The sequence below is a fragment of the Pseudoduganella namucuonensis genome (assembly GCF_900116645.1).
GTDB lineage: Bacteria > Pseudomonadota > Gammaproteobacteria > Burkholderiales > Burkholderiaceae_D > Rugamonas > Rugamonas namucuonensis.
On sequence record NZ_FPBO01000013.1, the window covers coordinates 24,434 to 38,878 of the forward strand.

Annotated in this window: 12 protein-coding genes; 3 read left to right on the forward strand and 9 right to left on the reverse strand. The window is 67.5% G+C overall.

Annotated features, from left to right (window positions below; all coding sequences use genetic code 11):
- Window positions 1-9: 9 nt before the first annotated feature.
- From BM436_RS15325 to BM436_RS15335, 3 genes are read right to left on the reverse strand one after another with little or no spacing between them, the layout of a single operon-like run.
- Window positions 10-1,044: a chemotaxis protein CheB gene (locus BM436_RS15325; protein WP_093556407.1), complete on the reverse strand. Its 1,035-nt coding sequence runs from the start codon at window positions 1,042-1,044 to the stop codon at window positions 10-12.
- Window positions 1,034-5,173, reverse strand: coding sequence for a CheR family methyltransferase (locus tag BM436_RS15330; RefSeq protein ID WP_093556408.1), 4,140 nt, complete (start codon window positions 5,171-5,173; stop codon window positions 1,034-1,036). Before BM436_RS15330 ends, BM436_RS15325 begins: the two co-directional genes overlap by 11 nt.
- A 43-nt stretch (window positions 5,174-5,216) precedes the next feature.
- Window positions 5,217-5,732: a GNAT family N-acetyltransferase gene (locus BM436_RS15335; protein ID WP_093556409.1), complete on the reverse strand. Its 516-nt coding sequence runs from the start codon at window positions 5,730-5,732 to the stop codon at window positions 5,217-5,219.
- Between the two features lie 201 nt (window positions 5,733-5,933).
- Here BM436_RS15335 and BM436_RS15340 point away from each other — a divergent pair, with 201 nt between their 5' ends.
- From BM436_RS15340 to BM436_RS15350, 3 genes are all read left to right on the forward strand, one after another.
- Entirely contained in the window at window positions 5,934-6,353 is a 420-nt protein-coding gene (locus BM436_RS15340) for a hypothetical protein (protein WP_093556410.1), read from the forward strand.
- Window positions 6,354-6,476: 123 nt separating this feature from the next.
- Window positions 6,477-6,884 (forward strand): hypothetical protein, encoded by a 408-nt coding sequence (locus BM436_RS15345; protein ID WP_093556411.1) that lies wholly within the window; start codon window positions 6,477-6,479, stop codon window positions 6,882-6,884.
- A gap of 102 nt (window positions 6,885-6,986) precedes the next feature.
- A complete protein-coding gene (locus BM436_RS15350; RefSeq protein ID WP_093556412.1) occupies window positions 6,987-7,388 on the forward strand; it encodes a hypothetical protein in 402 nt (133 codons plus the stop codon).
- Between the two features lie 25 nt (window positions 7,389-7,413).
- On the opposite strand, the gene BM436_RS15355 is transcribed toward BM436_RS15350, so the two are convergent.
- The 6 genes from BM436_RS15355 to trxA form a co-directional block, all read right to left on the reverse strand.
- Window positions 7,414-9,345, reverse strand: coding sequence for an AAA family ATPase (locus BM436_RS15355; protein WP_093556413.1), 1,932 nt, complete (start codon window positions 9,343-9,345; stop codon window positions 7,414-7,416).
- Between the two features lie 231 nt (window positions 9,346-9,576).
- Window positions 9,577-10,308, reverse strand: coding sequence for a substrate-binding periplasmic protein (locus BM436_RS15360; protein WP_093556414.1), 732 nt, complete (start codon window positions 10,306-10,308; stop codon window positions 9,577-9,579).
- 87 nt (window positions 10,309-10,395) lie between these two features.
- Window positions 10,396-12,123: an ArnT family glycosyltransferase gene (locus BM436_RS15365; RefSeq protein ID WP_093556415.1), complete on the reverse strand. Its 1,728-nt coding sequence runs from the start codon at window positions 12,121-12,123 to the stop codon at window positions 10,396-10,398.
- A gap of 80 nt (window positions 12,124-12,203) precedes the next feature.
- A complete protein-coding gene (locus BM436_RS15370; RefSeq protein WP_093556416.1) occupies window positions 12,204-12,473 on the reverse strand; it encodes a type B 50S ribosomal protein L31 in 270 nt (89 codons plus the stop codon).
- Window positions 12,474-12,709: 236 nt separating this feature from the next.
- Complete coding sequence (gene rho, locus BM436_RS15375; protein ID WP_056402102.1) at window positions 12,710-13,972, reverse strand: transcription termination factor Rho; 1,263 nt, start codon at window positions 13,970-13,972, stop codon at window positions 12,710-12,712.
- Window positions 13,973-14,115: 143 nt separating this feature from the next.
- Window positions 14,116-14,442: a thioredoxin TrxA gene (gene trxA, locus BM436_RS15380; RefSeq protein WP_093556417.1), complete on the reverse strand. Its 327-nt coding sequence runs from the start codon at window positions 14,440-14,442 to the stop codon at window positions 14,116-14,118.
- Window positions 14,443-14,445: the final 3 nt, after the last annotated feature.

Here is a 14,445-nt window from a genome sequence, read left to right on the forward strand (position 1 = left end):
CCGGCCGGCCTACGGCGCGTCCCGGGCCAGCAACTGGTCGCGCAGCCAGCGGGCGGTGTCGTGCGCCCGGGCGGCCAGCGCCGCGTAGGACGCGTGCCCCGCCGGCGTCGCGGCGGCCGGCTGTTCGGGCGATGATTCGCCCGCCTGTTCCGCCAGCTGTTCGGCCAGCCTGGCTTTTTCCTGCAGCGCCCGCACGGCGGCCCACAGCGCCTCCTCGATCACCAAGTCCTGCTGCGCCAGCAGCGTGTGCGCCGCGTAGCTGTGGCCGGTATGGCAGCGGAAATGCGGCGGCGCGCCGGACAGCCGCCACAGCGCGCCGCCGCAGTCCGGGCAAGTGTAGGTCGAAGGCGACCCCAGTTTTTTCAGATCTTTCATATCGCCCTTGCCCCTGGCAAAGCCATTCTCGATGCGGACCCATTCCGGCGCGGCGGCCCGGGGCGCGGCCGGGGCGGGCTTGAAGGCGCCCGCCAGGCCGCACAGCAGCGCTCCGATTTCCCTCAGCGGCGGCGCGTGGTCCACCGCCACATGGCGCAGCGCGCTGGCCGGCATTTCCGGCACGGCGGCGTCGGCCGGGTCCTGCACCACGGCCACCCCGCCGCAGGCCTTGATGGCCCGCAGGCCCAGCGTGCCGTCGTCCAGGTAGCCGGTCAGCACCACGCCCACGGTGCGAGGCCCGCAGGCCTCGGCCGCCGAGCGGAACAGCGGATCGATGGCGGGGCGGGTATGGTTCTCCTTGGGGCCGCGCGACAGCCGCACCCGGCCCTGGCCGCCGTCCATGGCCACCAGCAGGTGCCGGTCCGGCGGCGCCACCAGCACCGTGGCGGGAGTCAGCGGCTCGCCGTCGCGCGCGTGGCGCACCGGCAGCGCGCAGCGCCGGGCCAGCAGCTCGGGCAGCATGCTGCGGTTGGCGCCCACGTGCATGACGATCAGGACGGTGGCCGGCAGCCCGGCGGGGAAGGCCGCCACCAGTTCGGTCAGCGCCTCCAGCCCGCCGGCCGAGGCGCCGATCACGATCAACCCCGGCGGGGCGGCGTCATCGCGCATCCGGCTGGCCCTCGCGACTGTCCAGCAGCCGCCTGGCGTAGGCCACCAACGTGTCGACGTCGATCGGCTTGCCCAGATGGCCGCTGAAGCCGGCCTCCAGCGCCCGCTCCACGTCCCCCGCCCGTCCCAGGCCGGTGATGGCGATGGCCGGCACGTCGCCGTAGCCGTTGCGCTTGCGCACTTCGCGGATGAAGCTGTAGCCGTCCATCCCCGGCATCGCCAGGTCCGACACGATCAGGTCGTAGCGTTCGGCGACGAGCAGGTCCAGCGCCTCAAGCGCCGACGTGGTGGAGCGGACCTCGGCGCCGACGATTTCCAGCAGCATGTGGAAGGTTTCCAGGCCTTCCGGGCTGTCGTCGACCAGCAGCACCTTGACCCCGGTCAGCGCCGGGGCCGGCGCGGCCGCCACCGTGGCCAGCTCGTGGCGGCGCTGCTCGGCCCGCGGCAGCCAGACCGTGAAGCAGGCCCCCTGGCCGGGACCGGCGGACTCGGCCTCGATGCGCCCGCCGTGCAGCTCGACGATCTGGCGCACCAGCGCCAAGCCGATGCCCAGTCCGCGCGCGCCGCGCATGATGCTGGGCGTGCCCTGGCCGAACATCTCGAAAATGGTGGGCAGGTACTCGGCGGCGATGCCCTGGCCGCTGTCCCGCACCTGCAGCCGCACCCAGCCGTCCTGCGCGCCCAGCCGCAGCGCTATCTCGCCCTCCTGCGGTGTGAACTTGATGGCGTTGCTCAGCAAATTCGACACCACTTGCTCCATTCGCACCCGGTCGGCGTAGACGAACAAGGGGCCGCTGTCGTCCTCGCAGACGATGCGCAGCCCGGCCGCGTTCGGGTCCTCGGTGGCGATCCCGGCGATTCCCTTGACCAGCTCGCACAGGTCCAGGTTGTGCAGGCTGAGCGTCAGCTTGCCGGTGTTGATGCGCGACATGTCAAGCAGATCGTTGATGATCTTGGCCTGACTGACCGCCGCCGCGCGGATCGCCTGCACCGCCTTGCCGATCAGGGGCGCGGCGCCCACCGCCGCCGAGCGCAGCAGCAGTTCGGCGTTCATGTGGATCAGGTTCAGCGGGTGCTTGAGCTCGTGCGACATGATGGCCAGGAACTCGTCCTTCTGGGCGCTGGCCGAGCGCGCCTCGGCGCTGCTGTGCTGCGCCTGCCGCAGCCGCTCGCCCTGGTGCTTTTCCTGTTCCAGGCGGCCGGTCAGGTCGCGCCCGATCTTGGCGTAGCCGTAGAATTCGCCGTCGCGCAGCGGCGTCATCACGCCGCTGCAATAAAAGCGGCTGCCGTCCTTGCGCAGATGCCAGCGCTCGTCCTCGGCCCTGCCGTCCTCGCGGGCGCGGCGCTTCTCCTGCTCCGGAATGCCGGCCGAGCGGTCCTCCGGGGTGAAGATCACGCTGTCGGGCTGGCCCAGGATTTCCTCCTCGGTGTGGCCGAACAGGCGCTCGGCGCCGCTGTTGAAGCTGGTGATCAGGCCGTCGCGGTCCATGGTGATGATGGCGTAGTCGCGGGTGCTGTCGGCCACCAGGCGCATGCGCTCCTCGCTGGCGCGCACCTTGTCCTCGGCCTGGCGGCGGCCGGTGATGTCGATGAAGGTCAGCACCGCGCCGTCGATGCGGTCGTGCGCGGTGCGGTAGGGCAGCAGGCGCGCGATGTACCAGCGGCCCTCGCCGCTGGCGACCTCGCGCTCCACCGACTGCAGCGATTCGAACGCGGTGGTGGCGTCGCGCGCCAGCTCGGGGTAGTCCAGCTTGTGCGTGATGTCGTGCAGCGGCCGCCCGACGTCGCCCGGGATCAGGTTGAACAGCTTGCTGGCCTGCGGCGTGTAGCGCTTGATGCGCATGCCGCGGTCGACGAAGATGGTGGCCAGGTCGGTGGAGGCGATCAGGTTCTGCAGGTCGTCGTTGACCTTGCCGGTCTCCTCGACCTTGCTCTTCAGTTCGTAGTTGACGGTGGTCAGTTCCTCGTTGACCGACTGCAACTCCTCCTTGCTGGTCTCGAGCTCCTCGGTGGCCGAGCGCAGCTCCTCGTTGATGGCTTGCAGTTCCTCGTTGGACGCTTTCAACTCCTCGTTCGAGGTCTCCGAATGCTCCACGGTTTCCTGCAGCTGGGCGCGGGTGCGCTGCAGTTCCTCCTCCAGGCCGGACAGCATGGCCTCCTGGCCCACGCCGCGGCTGTCCGGCGCCTGCTCCTCGGTGGTCTGCTCGGCCTTGTGGAACAGCACCAGCACGAAGTCGGCGCCGATGCCGGCGTCGAAGAACGGCCGCGCCGTCATGTTGACGAAAAACACGCGCTGCCCGCGTTCCAGCCGCAGGCGGCGCGTTTCGACGCTCTTGCCGCTCTGCGTCGCGTGGTACAGCGCGGTGCGCAGCTCCAGCCGCAGCTCGGGCTCGACCAGGTCGACCAGGTGGCGCGACGGCTCGCCGGCCACGTGGCGCAGGAACTGCCCGGTGCCTTCGGACAAGTGCACGATGTTGGCGTGCTGGTCCACCAGCACGCTGGGCGGCGCGTACTCGGCCAGTACCCGCTGGTGCACGCCGGCGTACGAGCGCTTGCCCTTGTCCTGCTGCGCCGGCGGCGCGACCGGTATGGCTGCCACCGGCGCCATCGCCATCGGGATGGCGGCGCGCGCGAAATGCGGGGCCGGCTTGGCGCGGTAGATGCGGTGCTTCTTGTCGACCGGGATGAAATAGTCGGCCACCGTGTCGGCTGATTCGGAACTGCCCAGCAACAGGAAACCGTCGCTCTTGAGCGCGAAATGGAACATTTCCAGCACCTGGGCGTGGGTGTCGCGGTTCAGGTAGATCAGCAGGTTGCGGCAGCTGATCATGTCCAGCCGCGAGAAGGGCGGGTCGCGCAGCAGGTTCTGGTTGGCGAACAGGATCTTGTCGCGCACCGCCTTGTTGATGCGGTAGCGGCCCTCGTCCCTGGCGAAGTGTTCGGACAGGCGCGGCGCCGACACGTCGTCGGCGATGCTGGCCGAATACACGCCGGCGCGGGCCACGGCGATGGCGCGCTCGTCGATGTCGGAGCCGAACACCTGGAAATCGGCCGGGTTCTCCAGCGCGGCGGCGCGCTCGGCCAGCAGCATGGCCAGCGTGTAGGCTTCCTCGCCGGTGGAGCAGGCCACGCTCCAGACGCGGATCTGGTCGCCCTCGGCGCGGTTGCGGAACAGCTGGGGAATGACGTCGCGCTCGACGGCCTCGAAGACTTCGCGGTCGCGGAAGAACTGCGTCACGCCGATCAGCATGTCCTTGAGCAGCGCGTGGGCCTCGCCGCGGTCGTCGCGCAGCAGGTCGCGGTAGGCGCTCAGTTCCTTGAGCTCGCGCACCTGCAGGCGCCGCTCGATGCGGCGCAGCACGGTGGCCCGCTTGTACTTGGAAAAGTCATGGCCGGTGCGCACGCGCAGCAGGTTGACGATGTCGCGCAGCGCCTCCTCGGCCGCCGCCCGCTGGTCCGGCTCGGCCGGCTCGGCCAGTTCGTCGCCGCCCACGTCGTGCAGGCGGATCTGGCGCGCGTTGGCCCACAGGCCGAGCAGCTTGGCCGGGATCGCGCGCACCGGCAGCACGAAATCGCTCAGGCCGGTATCGATGGCCGCCTTCGGCATGCCGGCGTGCTCGGCCTCCTCCGGGTCCTGCACCAGGATCACGCCGCCCTGGTCCTTCACCATCGCCAGGCCGTCGGCGCCGTCGCTGCCGGTGCCGGACAGGATCACGCCGAAGGCGCGCTCCTTGTGCGCCAGCGCCATGGTGCGCAGGAAACGGTCGATCGCCACCGGCCGGCCGCTCTCGCGCGGCCGCTCGCGCACCCCCAGGTAGCCGTCGTTCATTTCCAGCTGCAGCGCGGGCGAGATCACGTACACGGTGTTGACCTCCACCGGCAGCGCCCTGGTCACTTCGCGCACCGGCATCTTGCTGCTGCGCTGCAGGATGGCCTGGGCGTTGCTTTCGTGGGTGGGCGACAAATGCATCACCACCACGAAGGCCATGCCGGGCTCGGCCGGCAACTGCTCGAAAAACGCCATCAGCGCCTGCAGGCCGCCGGCGGAGGCGCCGATGCCCACCACCGGGAACGTCTGGCTGCCGGGCATGACGGCGGGCTGGCTGGTGTCGCGCTGCTGAGAGTTCATGGCGGATCAAGGCAATGGTGGATTGTTAATTTTACGCCACCAATCAGCTTGCCGCCCGTGCAATCGTACCGTGCTCGGACTTTCCTCCCGAACCCGGGAACAGCAGTTTGCGCATGGTGGCGTTGGCCAGCACGGCGCCGCGCACCTCGACCCGGTTGCGCGTCTCGACCTTGAAGCCGTGGCGCGCGAAGAAGGGTTCGGCGGTCAGGCTGACGTCGGAATGCAATGCAAGAATCCGGCGTTCCGTCGCCAGCTGTATCACATGACGCAGCAGCGCGCCGCCCACGCCGCGCCGCGCATGGGACGCGGCCACGAAGAACATGTCGATATAGCCGGACGGCTGCAGGTCGGTGAAGGCGGCCGGTTCGCCGTCCACCTCGGCCACCAGGGTCTGGTTGGCGCGCATGCGCTGGGCCCACAGCGCGGCGTCGTACTCGGGCGGCGCCCACGCGTGCAACTGCTCGGCGCTGTAGTCGCGCCGCGCCAGGCCATGCACGGCCGAGTGGAAGATCGCGCGCAGTCGCGCTTCCTCGCCGGGGAGATAGGGACGGATCCGCATCCCCCCATCTTACCCGCGCGCCGCCCGCTTGTCAGCGGCCCCGCCGTCGCAGTCCGTCCGCGCGGCGCGCATTCTGTGCCACCGAATTGACCGTTTGTCGCGCGTCGGGCGCGGCCCGCCGGCCGCTTTGCTATCTTGATCCCGTCCCCGCGCATTGCACGACGCCGGGACCACCAGGCCCAACCCCTCAGGAGACGCATCATGAACCCAGCCCGCATCGCCGCGCATTTCGCTTTGACCGCCACCGTCGCACTCGCCGCCCTGTCCACCGCCCACGCCGCGCCGCAAGTGGTCGGCGACGACGCCGACAGCGTGCAGATCAAAGCCAAGAGCGGCTACAAGGTGGCGCCGAACGAATTCGACGACTACGCCTATTCCTACCGGCTCGACGATGGTCGCGTCATCAAGTTCAGCCAGCGCGTGACCACCTTCCACGCCCAGCTCAAGGGCGAACCCAAAACGCAGATCTTCGAGCGCGCGCCCGGCGTGTTCGTGACGGCGCGCGGCACGCGCATCGAATTCCGCGACGCCGGCGAAACGGTGGCGATCACCAACCTGGAGCGCCTGCCGATGGCGGTGGCGATGCCGGCCACGGGCAAGGTCGACCTGGCGGCGCGCTGAAGCGTCCACAGGGTCCATAGGCTATGGCTTTTGCCCTGGACATAGAAATATTTCAGCCGCGCCGGCTCTTACACCTTGGCGCGCGGCTGCTAGTATGGAGTAGTCGCATTCGGAGATGAAATCATGGGAGTTATCGCCAGCGGCGGATGCGCCGCGGCCATGCTGGCCGTGGCGTGCGCGGCCCAGGCGCAGCCTTCGGCGCCGCCGGAGAGCATACAAATCAAGGCAAGTGGTGCCGCGGCATACCGGCTCGCTCCGCGCGAGTTTGAACAGTTCGCCCGCGCCTACCTGCTGGACAATGGCATCGTCATCCATCTGTATCAACGACGCCAGCGGTTTTACACCCAGTTGTACAACGAAGCACCGGTGGAACTCTACGCGCAGGCGCCCGGCAAGTTCAGCACGGCGAACGGCGCGAGACTGGAATTCACGGACGACGGCGACACCATCGCCATCACCCGGCTGGATCGGATGCCCTACTCGGGATTGACGCCGATCGTACCCGACCGCGTTTACATGGCGAGCCGTTAAGCACGGCCACGCGAAACGCCAGACCAGCATGAATCGCATCGCCGGCCCGCGGGGCCGGCGGTTTGCTTGCATCTCTACTTATACCAATATCGGGAGCACCAAATGAACACCACCCTACGCACGATCGCCTGCGCGATCGCGTGGACCGGCATGGCTTGCGCCTACGCCGAGCCACAAACGGCCACCGGCACCGAGACCGTCCAGGTCCAGGTCCCCGCCAGCTACAGGCTGGCGCCGGGCGAGTTCGACGAATACGCCTACACCTACCAGTTGGACAACGGCAAGCGCATCAAATTCACGCAGCGCGTGCGGACCTATTACACCCAACTGGAGGGGGAGCCCAAGGTGCAGTTGCTGGCGGTGGCGCCGGGCCACTTCGTCACGCCGTCCGGCGCCCGCATCGCCTTCACCGAGGAGGGCGCCACGGTCGGCATCCGCAACTACGAACGGCTCGCGCTGGGCACGGCGCTGCCGGAGAACACCCACATGATGGCGGCGCGCTAGGCGCCGCGCGGCGGGCGGTCTGGGTTCAGGCCGCCTGCACCAGCGTGGGCGCGGGGCCCAGCGTGCGCACGTCCAGGCGCTCCTCGAGCAGCTCGAAGATCGCGTCCTTGGACAGCACGTAGCGCTCCAGCAGCACGCCCTTGATCGAGTCCATCGCGTCGCGGTAATCGCCGATCGCGCCCAGCGTGTAGCTGTACAGCTCGTCGGCCTTGGCCTCCACCTGCACCAGCGTGTGCTCGCCGCCGCCCTCGCGCTTGAACTGGCTGTAGTCCAGCTTGGAACGCGAATACATCGACAGCTGGTTGACCATGGTGTCCAGCATGCGCGTGGCCTTCTGGATGTCGTTCTGGCTGCCGACGGAGATGCCGCGCGCGCCGTAGAACAGTTCCTCCGCCGCGACGCCGCCGTACAGCTGGATCACGTCGCGCTCCAATTCCTCCAGCGTGCGCAGCGACAGGTCGTCGCCGGCCGACAGCACATAGCCCAGCGCGCCCAGCTTGGACACCGATTCCGTGCTGATCTTCAGCAGGTGCGATTTCTCCTTCACCTCGGCCAGCGGCATGCCGGCCCGCAGGAAGGGGTCGATCTGCATGAAGAAATGGCCCAGCTCGTGCAGCGCGATGCGCTCGCGCTGGCGCTCCTTCTCGGCCGTGGTGGCGCGGTCGGTCAGGCCGATGGTGGCGCGCTCGAAGGCGCGGAACAGCATGTCCGTGTTGATGGTCTTGTCTTCCTGGATCGAGATCATGCTGGCGCGCTCGACCACCGTTTCCAGCAGCGCGGGGCTGAGGTTGGCGGTGATCTCGGCCACCTGGTCCAGGTCCATGTCGTTCCAGTCGACGCAGCCGTCCTGCTTGCGCTTGAGGAAGGAGGCCAGCAGCGCGTTGCGCTCGCTCTTGTTCGGCAGACGGAAATTGATCTTCACCGAGAAGCGGCGCAGCATGGCCTCGTCCATCTGCGAACTGCTGTCGTCGAAGTTGGAGGCCACCACCCAGATCACGCCGGCGCCCTCGGAGCTCTTGACGCCGTCCAGCAGGCCCAGCAGGGTGTTGGCGGTGTCGTCCTCCCACTTCTTCTCGCCGCGGCCGCGCGGCATGAACAAGGCCTGCGCCTCGTCCAGGAAAATGATGCAGTTGCCGCGCGCGCAAGCCTTGCGGTACAGCGCGTTCAGCGCCTTGGAGCCGCCGCCGATGAAGCCCGATTCCAGCGCCGAGCCGGAGGCCTGGATCAGCGGCACGTTGAGGCGCTTGGCCAGGTAGCCGGCCAGCTTGGTCTTGCCGGTGCCGGCCGGGCCCGTCAGCATCACGTTGAAGGGCTTGTCGATGTTGTGCGACTTGTACACGTGGCGGTTGCGTATCATGTCCTCCAGGTGCAGCACCTCCTGCTTGATGTCCTCCATGCCGATCAGGTCGTCCAGGCTGCCCTTCAGCTGGTCCGGCGAGATCACGCTGGCGCTCATGCCCATGCCGGGAATGCCGAACTTCAGCACGAACAGCAACAGCACCACGACGGCGATGTCGAAGGCGTGGCGCTGCAGCCAGTCCTTGGCGCCGGTCCAGGCGCCGCCGTCGTCCTGAAGCACGGCCTTGTGGCTGGCCAGCCACTGGTCCTGCGCGATCGCGTAGGGAATGCCGTTGCGCAGCAGCACTTCGCGTTCCAGGCTCAGGTGCGAGGTGCTGGGCACCTTCACCACGTGCAGCGCGGCGGCGTCCTTGAACTTGTAGATGTAGCGCGGCGCCTCCGACAGCGGCTTGGCCACCAGCAGGTATTCCAGCTTGTCGCGCTGGGTGGCCAGCGCGGTGATCCGGGAAATGTCCTGCGAGCGCAGCACCGGGCTGGCGTCCTGCGCGACCTCGGTGGTCCAGGCCGCCAGGCCGATGGCGAGCGCCAGCGCCGCCAGCAGGGCGACACGGACCCAGGTGTTTTTGAGGGCGAGCTGAAGTTTGTATAAATTGAACATGTTAGTACCGGGATAAGGGCGGGCTGAGGCGCGGCCATGGGGCGCGACAGCGGATTGCCGTAACGTTCTGGCGCGCAAGGCGGGGCGCTGTCCAGCTGTTTTCTTACGTGCCGGGAGGCAATGGGTTATCGCGACTATAGCGCGTTTCCGGCTTTCATGTGCGGGGCACCGCGGAAAAAAAACGGCGGGCACAACAGTAGTAGACGGTTTGTAATGCCTTGATTACAAGGACTATTTCCGTTTTTCCAATTCGGCGTATTTGCGTTCCAGGCGGGCGAAGCTGCCGTCCCTGCGCATCGCCTCCAGGGTCGCGTTCATGCGCTCGACCAGCGCGTCCGGCACCGTTGGATTGCAGGCGAGATAGACCTTGACGCGATGAAAGACGAGCAGCGGCACGATGGCGCCGTCGGCCCCGATCTGCTGTTGCGGCGGGGCGGCCCCCACGCGCACGCCCACCGCCCACAGGTCTATGCGGTTGAGCAGCAGTTTCTTGGGATTGGAGGCGTCGCTCAGCACCGGCTCCACGTTGAAGCCGCGCGCGCGCAGGAATTCGTCGCGGGCGTCGCCGTGGTAGGTGCCGATGCGCAGCGAGCGGGCGTCGTCCAGCGTGCGCAGCTGGAATTTATGGTCGGCCCGGCCCAGGAAGATCCATTCCGCCTCGTCGGTCGGCCCCGCCCACTTGAACTGTTTCTCGCGCTCGGGCGTGCGGGCGGTGGAATACACGCAGGTGTGGGGCCGCTCCCGCGCCATGGTGTAGGCGCGCTTCCAGGGCAGGATGTCGATTTTGTACGGCACGGCCAGGCGGGCCAGCATTTCCCGTATCTTCTCCGTCTCGCGGCCGGTCACCTCGCCGCCCTCGCGCATGCTGGCCGGCGGCGAATGCTCCGCCGCGATGTACAGCGTCTCCGCCATCGCGCCGGAAGCGGCCAGCAGCAAGGCCAGGAGGGGAAGATGCTTTGCCATGGACACAGCATAGCATGGCCCCAACGCAAAAATACCCCAGGGTTAATTCGAAATTAACCCTGGGGTATTTACGGCGAGCGGCAGGCGTTACTGGCCGGGGCGGCGGTAGAGGCGGAAGCGCTCGTGGCGGTCGGAGGCGCGGCGGCCTTCCCACAGCAGCGTCCAGTCCGGCTGGCGGTAGGCGGCCGGCAATTCCCGCTCGTCGTCCACGCGCTGGTCGTCCTGCACCAGCACCAGCGGGCAGCGGCCCCCGCCCACGCCCGTGAACGGCATGCCGCCGAAGTAGGCGAACGAGGCGCGCTGCGCCGGGCCGACGTTGGTTTCGACGCAGTCCGCGCCCGGCGGCAGCTTGCTGGCGGCCTGGCGCGCCACGGCGGCGTAACTCTTGCTGTAGTTCATGTCCGGCAGGAACAAGGTCATCAGCAGGATCCAGACCAGGATCACGCCGCCCGAGGACAGCACCACGGCGCGCCACAGCACCGCCGGCTGGCGCGACAGCCGCCAGTGCACCAGCAGGAACCAGCCGGCGGTCGACAGCAGGGCCACCAGCACGGCCAGCGTGTCGAATTGCGGCGTGAAGCCGGGCACCAGCTTGAGCGCGTTGCGCGCGGCCTTGGCCGGCCAGCCGCTCAGCTTGGCGTTCCAGAACAGCCACAGCGTGGCCGCGCACAAGGTCAGCACCATGACCGAGAACCAGTCGATGGCGTTGATGGCGCCGCGCTTCATCGTCAGCAGGCCGAAGGCGGCCATGATGGCCAGCGGCGGCAGCAGCATCAGCAACTGGCCCTGTTCCGGCGCGGGATGGCACAGCGCCAGCAGCGCGGCCATGGCGACGAAGGTGACCGGCACCACGATGTGCAGCGCGCGCGTCTGGCGGCGCCAGGCGTAGATGGCCCAGCCGGCGAACGGCCAGGCCGGCCAAAAGAACCACACGCCGACGCGGAAGAAATAGCGCACCGACAACAGCGTCGGCGGCGCCAGCTGGTTCAGGTTCCAGCTCAGCCAGCCCGGCAGCGGCGAGGCGCCGTAGGGACGCAGCAGGGTGACGGCCAGCGCCCAGGGCAGCACCAGCAGCGCGCCCGTCGCCAGCGCGAGCGCCAGGTCGCGCACGGTGCGCGCGGCCGGCATGGCCAGGAAGCGCCCGCACAGGAACAGCGCGACGGCGAAGAACACCGGCGGCAGCCAGCCGCGCGCCAGCGCCATCAGGCCCAGCGCCAGGCCGATCAGCGCGGCGTTGCGCAGCGACGGCAATTCCATGTAGCGCACCGAGCGGTACAGCAGCAGCGCCAGCAGCGACACCTGCAGCGGCTCGGCGGTGGTGACGTGGCTGTGCATGATCAGGCCCAGGCTGCCCAGGTAGATCAGGGTGGCGGCGTCGGCCAGCGTGCGGCCGAAGTCGTCCGGCTCGGGCTGGCCGCCGAAGGCCAGCTTGAGCGGCTGCGCGTCCTGGCGGCGGCCCAGCGCGAACGTCACGTACCACAGCGACAGCGTACCCAGCAGGAACACGCCGACGGTGGCCACGCGCGCGGCCAGCACGTCGCCCAGCAGCCAGCCGAACAGCTTGATGCACAGCGCGCCCAGCCAGAACGCCAGCGGGCCCTCGTCGGACATCGACAGCCCGGCGATGTTGGGCCACAGCCAGTCCTGCCATCCGCCGCGCGCCATGGTCCACATGATGCCGAAGCTGGCCGCGTCGTCGTTCTTCCACGGCTCGCGCCCGATCAGCCCCGGCAGGATGTACAGCAGGCCCAGGGCGTACAGCGCCCAGCGGGGCAGCGCGAGGGTGGCGGCGGCGGGAAGTCGGACTGGCTTCATCGTGGAGCGGGGCTAAAAGGAAAACAGTATGAATGAAAAAAAAGGCAGCCGCAGCTGCCTTTTGTTCGCATGGGAGGCGATTAGCCCGCGGCGACGGCGGTTTTCGAACCGACGGAACCGAATTTCTGGCGGAATTTCTCAACGCGGCCAGCGGTGTCGACGATTTTGTGCTTGCCGGTGAAGAACGGGTGCGATTCAGCCGACACCTCGATCTTGACCAGTGGGTACTCTTGACCTTCGTGGGTGATCTTCTCGCGGGTCTGGATGGTCGAACGGGTGATGAATTTGAAGTCGCACGACAGGTCGTGGAACACGACTTCGCGGTAGTCTGGATGGATTTCTGGTTTCATGTGCTTCTTTCGAGAGGTAGGTAGCCAAACAGCACTTCGTCGGTCGTCCCGCTTCTTGACCCGATTGCCGCTCACTTGCCAGTGGTTAAAAACAACCGTCGATTATACAGCGGATAAAAAAAAGCGGCAAGCCGGGGAAGGCTTGCCGCTTGGCCGTAGGGGACAGACCTTCCGCGCCACACGCCTCAGCTTAGGCACGCGGTAACGAACGCGGGTCTGTCCCCGGTTTGGCGGTGTTATCCCCCGCGGCGCATCATGTCGAAGAACTCCATATTGGTCTTCGTGGCCTTCATCTTGTCGAGGATGAACTCCATCGCCTCGATCTCGTCCATCGAGTACAGCAGCTTGCGCAGGATCCAGATCTTCTGCAGCTGGTCGGCCTTGATCAGCAGTTCCTCGCGGCGGGTGCCGGACTTGTTCAGGTTGATGGCCGGGTACACGCGTTTCTCGGCCAGGCGGCGCTCCAGGTGCACCTCCATGTTGCCGGTGCCCTTGAATTCCTCGTAGATCACGTCGTCCATGCGCGAGCCGGTCTCGATCAGCGCGGTGGCGATGATGGTCAGCGAGCCGCCCTCTTCGATGTTGCGGGCGGCGCCGAAGAAGCGCTTCGGACGCTGCAGCGCGTTGGCGTCGACACCGCCGGTCAGCACCTTGCCGGAGGCCGGGATCACGGTGTTGTAGGCGCGCGCCAGGCGGGTGATCGAGTCCAGCAGGATCACCACGTCTTTTTTCATCTCGACCAGGCGCTTGGCTTTTTCCAGCACCATCTCGGCGACCTGCACGTGGCGGGTGGCCGGCTCGTCGAAGGTGGAGGCCACGACCTCGCCGCGCACCGAGCGCTGCATCTCCGTCACCTCCTCGGGACGCTCGTCGATCAGCAGCACGATCAGGGTCACGTCGGGGTGGTTGGCGGTGATGGCGTGCGCGATGTGCTGCAGCATGACCGACTTGCCGGACTTCGGCGAGGCCACCAGCAGGCCGCGCTGGCCCTTGCCGATCGGCGAGATCAGGTCGACGATGCGGCCGGTGATGTTCTCGGCGCCGTTCATCTCGCGCTCCAGGCGCAGCGGCTCGTTCGGGTGCAGCGGCGTCAGGTTCTCAAACAGGATGCGGTGTTTCGAGGCCTCCGGCGATTCGCCGTTGACCTTGTCTACCTTGACCAGGGCGAAATAGCGCTCGCCGTCCTTCGGCGTGCGCACCTCGCCCTCGATGGAATCGCCCGTGTGCAGGTTGAAACGGCGGATCTGCGAGGGGGAGATGTAGATGTCGTCGGTCGAGGCCATGTAGCTGGCGTCGGGCGAACGCAGGAAGCCGAAGCCGTCCGGCAGCACTTCCAGGGCGCCGTCGCCGAAGATTTGCTCGCCGGATTTCGCGCGCTTTTTCAGGATCGCAAACATCAGTTCCTGTTTGCGCAAGCGTGCCGCGTTGTCGATATCCAGGCCAATCGCCATCTCCAGCAGGGCGGAGACGTGTAAGGCCTTCAGTTCAGATAGATGCATATGTTTGAGTGTCCCGTGACGGGAATAAAGGTAGGGGAGGGGACTGCGTGGGGTTGATCAAACGGTAACGGTATGGCCCGCGATGTGCCTGTCACCGGGCGGTCGGGCAGGCGGCGCCGCGGGCGCGGCGACGCCTATCTTACTTAAATATTGCTGTCGATGAAAGAGGTCAGCTGGCCTTTCGCCATCGCGCCGACCTTTTGAGCGGCCGCGACGCCGTTCTTGAACAGGATCAGGGTCGGAATGCCGCGGATGCCGAACTTGGCCGGCACGGCCTGGTTGGCGTCCACGTCCAGCTTGGCGATGGTCAGCTTGCCGTCGTATTCCTTGGCCACTTCCTCCAGGATCGGGGCGATGCTCTTGCAAGGGCCGCACCATTCGGCCCAGAAGTCCACCAGCACGGGACGGTCGGACTTCAGCACGTCGGCTTCGAAGGAGGCATCGGTAATGTGTTTGATATTTTCGCTCATGTT

Excerpts from the sequence above, each read along its gene's own strand:
- BM436_RS15325 (WP_093556407.1), bottom strand. The coding sequence starts at position 1,044 with ATGCGCGATGACGCCGCCCCGCCGGGGTTGATCGTGATCGGCGCCTCG.
- BM436_RS15330 (WP_093556408.1), bottom strand. The coding sequence starts at position 5,173 with ATGAACTCTCAGCAGCGCGACACCAGCCAGCCCGCCGTCATGCCCGGC.
- BM436_RS15335 (WP_093556409.1), bottom strand. The coding sequence starts at position 5,732 with ATGCGGATCCGTCCCTATCTCCCCGGCGAGGAAGCGCGACTGCGCGCG.
- BM436_RS15340 (WP_093556410.1), top strand. The coding sequence starts at position 5,934 with ATGAACCCAGCCCGCATCGCCGCGCATTTCGCTTTGACCGCCACCGTC.
- BM436_RS15345 (WP_093556411.1), top strand. The coding sequence starts at position 6,477 with ATGGGAGTTATCGCCAGCGGCGGATGCGCCGCGGCCATGCTGGCCGTG.
- BM436_RS15350 (WP_093556412.1), top strand. The coding sequence starts at position 6,987 with ATGAACACCACCCTACGCACGATCGCCTGCGCGATCGCGTGGACCGGC.
- BM436_RS15355 (WP_093556413.1), bottom strand. The coding sequence starts at position 9,345 with ATGTTCAATTTATACAAACTTCAGCTCGCCCTCAAAAACACCTGGGTC.
- BM436_RS15360 (WP_093556414.1), bottom strand. The coding sequence starts at position 10,308 with ATGGCAAAGCATCTTCCCCTCCTGGCCTTGCTGCTGGCCGCTTCCGGC.
- BM436_RS15365 (WP_093556415.1), bottom strand. The coding sequence starts at position 12,123 with ATGAAGCCAGTCCGACTTCCCGCCGCCGCCACCCTCGCGCTGCCCCGC.
- BM436_RS15370 (WP_093556416.1), bottom strand. The coding sequence starts at position 12,473 with ATGAAACCAGAAATCCATCCAGACTACCGCGAAGTCGTGTTCCACGAC.
- rho (WP_056402102.1), bottom strand. The coding sequence starts at position 13,972 with ATGCATCTATCTGAACTGAAGGCCTTACACGTCTCCGCCCTGCTGGAG.
- trxA (WP_093556417.1), bottom strand. The coding sequence starts at position 14,442 with ATGAGCGAAAATATCAAACACATTACCGATGCCTCCTTCGAAGCCGAC.